The sequence below is a fragment of the Rhodosalinus sp. genome, from assembly GCF_041685465.1.
Classification (GTDB): domain Bacteria; phylum Pseudomonadota; class Alphaproteobacteria; order Rhodobacterales; family Rhodobacteraceae; genus Rhodosalinus.
Window position 1 is genome coordinate 1 of the sequence record NZ_JAWLFS010000222.1, and the last position, 5,009, is coordinate 5,009.

At 70.7% G+C, this 5,009-nt stretch carries 6 protein-coding genes and 1 pseudogene; 1 reads left to right on the forward strand and 6 read right to left on the reverse strand.

From position 1 onward, the window contains the following. From ACESL7_RS12940 to ACESL7_RS12965, 6 genes are all read right to left on the reverse strand, one after another. The coding region (locus tag ACESL7_RS12940; RefSeq protein WP_372893240.1) for a GTP-binding protein at positions 1 to 99 on the reverse strand (99 nt) is incomplete at its 3' end. Positions 100 to 243: 144 nt separating this feature from the next. Continuing rightward, a complete protein-coding gene (locus ACESL7_RS12945; protein WP_372893727.1) occupies positions 244 to 867 on the reverse strand; it encodes a hypothetical protein in 624 nt (207 codons plus the stop codon). A gap of 132 nt (positions 868 to 999) precedes the next feature. Then, positions 1,000 to 1,680 carry a DUF1194 domain-containing protein gene (locus tag ACESL7_RS12950; RefSeq protein WP_372893728.1) on the reverse strand — a complete coding sequence of 227 codons (681 nt, stop codon included), beginning with the start codon at positions 1,678 to 1,680 and terminating at the stop codon, positions 1,000 to 1,002. Next, positions 1,674 to 2,102, reverse strand: coding sequence for a VOC family protein (locus ACESL7_RS12955; protein WP_372893729.1), 429 nt, complete (start codon positions 2,100 to 2,102; stop codon positions 1,674 to 1,676). Before ACESL7_RS12955 ends, ACESL7_RS12950 begins: the two co-directional genes overlap by 7 nt. 70 nt (positions 2,103 to 2,172) lie before the next feature. Next, positions 2,173 to 3,456 (reverse strand): hypothetical protein, encoded by a 1,284-nt coding sequence (locus ACESL7_RS12960; protein ID WP_372893730.1) that lies wholly within the window; start codon positions 3,454 to 3,456, stop codon positions 2,173 to 2,175. 91 nt (positions 3,457 to 3,547) lie between these two features. Next, positions 3,548 to 4,639, reverse strand: a complete 1,092-nt coding sequence (locus tag ACESL7_RS12965; protein WP_372893731.1) for a hypothetical protein — start codon at positions 4,637 to 4,639, stop codon at positions 3,548 to 3,550. Between the two features lie 203 nt (positions 4,640 to 4,842). On the opposite strand from ACESL7_RS12965, the pseudogene ACESL7_RS12970 reads away from it, so the two are divergent. After that, positions 4,843 to 5,009, forward strand: a pseudogene (locus tag ACESL7_RS12970) (FAD-dependent thymidylate synthase); the annotation flags it as partial.

Genomic DNA, 5,009 nt, shown 5'->3' on the forward strand with positions numbered 1-5,009 from the left:
CGTGATCGCCGCCGTCAGCGTCGTCTTGCCGTGGTCAACGTGACCCACCGTCCCGATGTTCACGTGCGGCTTGCTGCGTTCGAACTTTGCCTTTGCCATCGCTTCTCAGGCGCCTCGCGGTTCGGGGGCCTCGGCCGGCCCGGGTTTCACATCGCGCGCTCCATTATTGGGTCGCCTTCGGAAAATCAAGCGGAAGAAATGCCGGGACGCAGCCGGCGACCGAGGCGCATGCGACCGCTCCGCTCAGCCCTCCGCGGCGCTCGCCGTATCCGGCTTCGACGCGTCGCCCCCGGTCGCTTCGGCCGCGGCCCCGGGCCGGTTCGCGGCGCGGCCTCCGAACCATCCCTCCCAGCGGTTCTGCTTGACGAGCCAGCGCTCGATCTCCTTCGCCGCCGAGATGGCCAGGTTCTCCATCTGCGTCTCGCGATCCTGCGTCAGGCCGGAGCCGATCAGGGTCTCCGCCGACGGCGCTTCGGTCACCGTCACGACCCGGGGCTCGGGATTGAGCTTCTCTCCGGCCGCGTCGTCCCAGACGGTCAGCCGCAGGATCAGGGCCGAGCGCGGACTCGCCACGACCGGGACGCCGGGCTGTGCGAGGACGTAGCCCTCCACGCTGATCCCCATGTTGTAATAGCTCGGCCCGGTGTAACGGCCGAAGCGATCCTCGACCGCCGTGCGCACGGCGGCGATCCATTCCTCCGCGTCCGCCTCGCGCGAGAGCGGGCCCCTGGTCAGATTCGGCGCGACCACGACAGTGTGGCCGAGCCGGAAATCGCCGAGCGGGACCGGCGCCTTGTCGAGATCCGCCGCCGTGCCGCAGGCCGCGAGCGAGGCGCAAAGGCCCAGAAGAACGAACAGGCGGCGCATGCGACCCTCCCGAGAAACTGCTCCCCGCGCCATAGCGAAGGCATCCGGTCCAGGCAATCGGCCCGGTCCACCCGCGCCCGGCCCGCGCCCGGCCCGCACCCGGCCGGTCGGGCCACGCGGGAAGAGCTGCTCTCAGTGCGCGGCACGCCCGATCACCATGCCGCGGATCTCGCGCAGGAGCTTGCGCGCCATCGCGCGGCGGAAATCCTCGTAGCCCTCGGCGTATTCGACGAAGGCGCCGGGGCCGTGGCGCAGCTCGAACATGTAGTAATCGCGCACCTGCGGATCGTGCCCGCCGACGGCAAGGCCGTTCACCGTGACGCCGGAGAAGTCGAAATGGCGGTAGGCGTGGACCGGCTCGAAGCCGTCGTTGCCGATGCCGTCGCCCGAGACGTCGAGCACGCGGCGCGTGCAGTCCGGTCCGTCCCGGAACATCCCCGCGCCGAAGCCGAGCGCGTAGCCCACGGCCGTCGGGAACCGCGAGAAGGCGCGCGGCGCGTCGCGCAGCGCCGCCGCCGCCCGGTCGATCGCGGCGTCGCCGTCGAGCACGGTCCAGGGCAGCACGACATCCTGCTGGTTGCGCCCCGACCACTCGTAGACGGCGAGCGCGACATGCCCCGGCGCATCGCCGAGGATCGCGCGCCGGATCTCCGGCGCGGCGAGCGCCGCGGCGATTCCCTCGCGCTGCAGCGCGTGCTCCTCGGCGTCCACGGAACTCGACACGTCGAGGGCGAGCAGGAGCGCGAGGCGGCACTCCGCCGCCCCGGCCGCGCCCGCCCAGAGCGTGGCGAGGAGGGCGAGCGCCCTCACCAATGCCCGGTGTTCTCCATGCTCGCCCAGGGCTCGGCCGGGGCCTGCGCCGCGCCCTTCTGCAGAAGCTCGATCGAGATGTTGTCGGGCGAGCGGACGAAGGCCATGCGCCCGTCGCGCGGCGGGCGGTTGATCGTCACGCCGTTGTCCTGAAGGTGGCGGCACATGGCGTAGATGTCGTCCACCTCGTAGGCGAGATGGCCGAAATGGCGACTGTCGGAGGGCAGCCCCGCGTCCCCGTCCCAGTTGTAGGTGAGCTCGACCGGGCACTCCTCCTGCCCCGGCGGCGCCATGAAGACGAGGGTGAAGCGGCCCTGCTCCACGTCCATGCGGCGCGTCTCGGCCAGGCCAAGCAACTCGAAGAAGGCTTTCGACGCCTCGAGGTCCTTCACCCGGACCATCGTGTGCAGGTAACGTATCGTCATGCGCGGGCTCCTCCGTGGCCGTGTCCCGAGCGATCGTAGGCCCTGCCGCGGCGGAGTCGAGAGGCACGTCTCAGAAGGCCGACCGCCAGCCGAGCTCGAGACCGAGCTTTTCCGTGTCGTAAAGCCCGAGGGTGGACTCCGTGCGCTCCGCCCTCAGGGTGACCGACGGCATGAACCCATACTGCTCGAGCCCGGTCAGATCTGCCCGGACGTCGACGGCGATGGATGCATCCTCGCGCCCGGTCATCCCGAAGAAGCTGCCGGCATAGCGTTCTCCGGCGACGCGCACTCCGAAGTCGAGCGCCATGCCCAGGACGGGTTCCGCGAGATCGAGCCGCGCGCCCACCTCGAGGCCGTCGTAGTCCCGCGCAGCGGACTCCGACCGGCTGGCCGTCGCGGCGAGATGCAGCCGCAGGCGATGTCCGGCCTCCAGCCTGCGCGTCGCGCCGGCGCCCCCGCGCAGCTTGCGGCTGTCGGCGATGCCGCCACGTCCCTGCTGCGCCTCGGCCATCAGCGAAAGATGAACCGCGCTGCGCGCCCCGGTCACCCAGTGCCGCGCCCCCGAAAGCTGCACGAACCCCAGATAGGGCTCGCCGCCATACCATGCCTGCCCGACCGTCGCGGCCACCCGGCGGGGGGCGCGGTCGGCCCGGCTCCGCCAGGTCTCGGACAGTGTCGCGGACAGCGAGCCGAAAGCGAAATCGCTGCCCGCCACGTCGGGCGCCCGGTCGCGGGCCGCGTCCGTCAGGCGGTAGGTGCGATAGTGCGCGCGCAGCGTCGCCTCGGTCTTGCGCCGCTCCGAGCCGCGCAGCCGGTAGCGCGTGGACACGTCGGCGGCGACCTCCGTCCCGGCGAGCGCCTGTGCGCTGCCCCTCAGGCGGAAGTCGAACGGAAGGTCGTAGAGCCGCGTGGTGGACTGCAGGCTGCCGCCGTTGACATTCGAGCGTGGCGCGACCGAAATGCTGATCTCCGTCGACCATGGATTGCGCCCACGCACGTAACGGAAATCGCGCACCGCGCGCTGCCGCGCGGCGGCGGTGGGCGCATGGTGCGCGGCACGGCGCAGCCACCACTGGGCGCGCGTGCGCTGCCCCGAGGAGGCGAGCGCCTGCGCCATGACGAGCGCGCTCGCGTGTCGCTCCCCGGGAGCCTCGGCGCGGCGCCAGGCGGCCATGGCCGCGGCGCGGGCCGCGCGGGCGCGGCCGAGATCGCGGGCGGCGCGCGCGCGCAGGACGAGTGCCTCGAAATCCCCGTCGTCCCGCGCAAGCAGGGCGTCGGCATAGACCAGCGCCCGGTCCGGCGCCGCGCGTGCAAGCGCCTCGGCAGCGAGCGCGCGCAGTTCCGCGGGCGTCACGTCGGTCCCCTGGGCCTGCACGGGCAGGCCGGGGACGCAGAACAGGAGGCCGGCGACGATCAGTGGACGGAGACAGGAGCGCAGAGACCGCCTAGCGATCCGCAATAAAGCCTCCGGTTTCGCGCACGTTGCCGTCACCGGCGATCAGGTCGTCGCTTTCCATCTCGACGATGCCGACGATTTCGTCCGGGACGTCACCGGCGAGGATCGCGTTCAGCGCACCCGCCTCGTATTCCTGCACCTCGCCCTCCCCATCGACATAGCCGCTGGCGACGGCGGTCGAGATCTCGCCATTCTGGTCGATGGTGCCCGGCGCGATGACGACATTGACCGTCGGGAGCTGGTCGAAGGGGCGGTCAGCCTCCTCTCCGAGCGCGTCGAGCCACTGCTGCGTGATGTCGTTGCCCGCGACGTCGAAGATGCGGCGATCGGTGATCGACCCCTTGATCGCGTTCTCCGTGGAGGTTCCGTTGAAGTCCTCCCAGTCGACGTCGAGCTCTATCATCCCGGTCGCGTATTCGAGCCCGGCGCGGGTGTCGAAATCGCGCAGCGCGGCGTAGTCGCCGGTGAAGGTCGCCTGAAGCGTCTGCGGCAGTTCGACGCCGCCGTTGCGCTGATAGGCCCAGCCGCCGAAGCCGAATTCGTTCGCGTAACCGGCCGAGCGGACAACGACCACCTCGGTCAGACCGGAGTCGCTGCGCTGGAACAGCAGCTTGTTCGGCACCTGCTGGATCTCTTCGCCGCTGACCGGGTCGGTCAGGGTCTGGGGGTTCTCGTAGACCGCGAAGGGCCCGGTGCCGCCCGGCGGACCGAGGCTGGCGACCTGGTCGTCACGGTCGTAGACGTTGTCGCCGTCGAAGGGGAGGTTGTCCACCTCGAAGGTGTCGTCGTCCGCGTTGTAGTTCGGCGCCTCGGCGAAGCCGTCGCCGCGTTCGTCGCGCTCTTCGTAGCGGGTGATCGAATCGTCGGGCGTCGGGTTCGGGGTGCCGGGCGGGAGCGCGCCGTCATCTTCGCCGATCGGGTCGGTCTCCTGCCCGTCGCCCGACTCCTCGCCGCCGCCGTCCGTGTCGGTGCCGCCCTCCTCTTCCTCGGGCGGGGGATCGAAGGGGTTCGAGCCGTCGTCGCCGCTGGAACAGGCCGCGATCAGCGCCAGCGCGGAGAGCAGCGAAAGAGTTCGGATCATGACAATAGCTCGCCTCTGTGTTCCAAAGTGTTTTGCGATCAACTTCCGGGTGGTGTGCCGTGCCGTCAACGTGGCACCCTTGCCTGCGCGGGCATTTTTCCGCGAACTGCGGCGGATTTGCCGACACCCGATCTGGTGGTTTTCCTCCGCGGCCCCGCAAGATATGCTGCGCCACAACCTATCTTGTGGTGGAGGATTCGCCCATGCCGCTCACGCCCGAGCAGGAAGCAGAGATCGCCGCGCAACGCGCGACGCCGCGCCAGACCCTGCGCGCGGTGGCCGAGGGGATGGAGGCGCATCTCTACACCGCCTACCCGGTGCTCGACCACGGCTTCGTCCGGGTGATCGACTACATGGGCGACGACGCGGC

What these genes read in the sequence shown, in the direction of transcription:
- ACESL7_RS12945 (WP_372893727.1), bottom strand. Translation starts at nt 867, where the DNA reads ATGCGCCGCCTGTTCGTTCTTCTGGGCCTTTGCGCCTCGCTCGCGGCC.
- ACESL7_RS12965 (WP_372893731.1), bottom strand. Translation starts at nt 4,639, where the DNA reads ATGATCCGAACTCTTTCGCTGCTCTCCGCGCTGGCGCTGATCGCGGCC.
- ACESL7_RS12955 (WP_372893729.1), bottom strand. Translation starts at nt 2,102, where the DNA reads ATGACGATACGTTACCTGCACACGATGGTCCGGGTGAAGGACCTCGAG.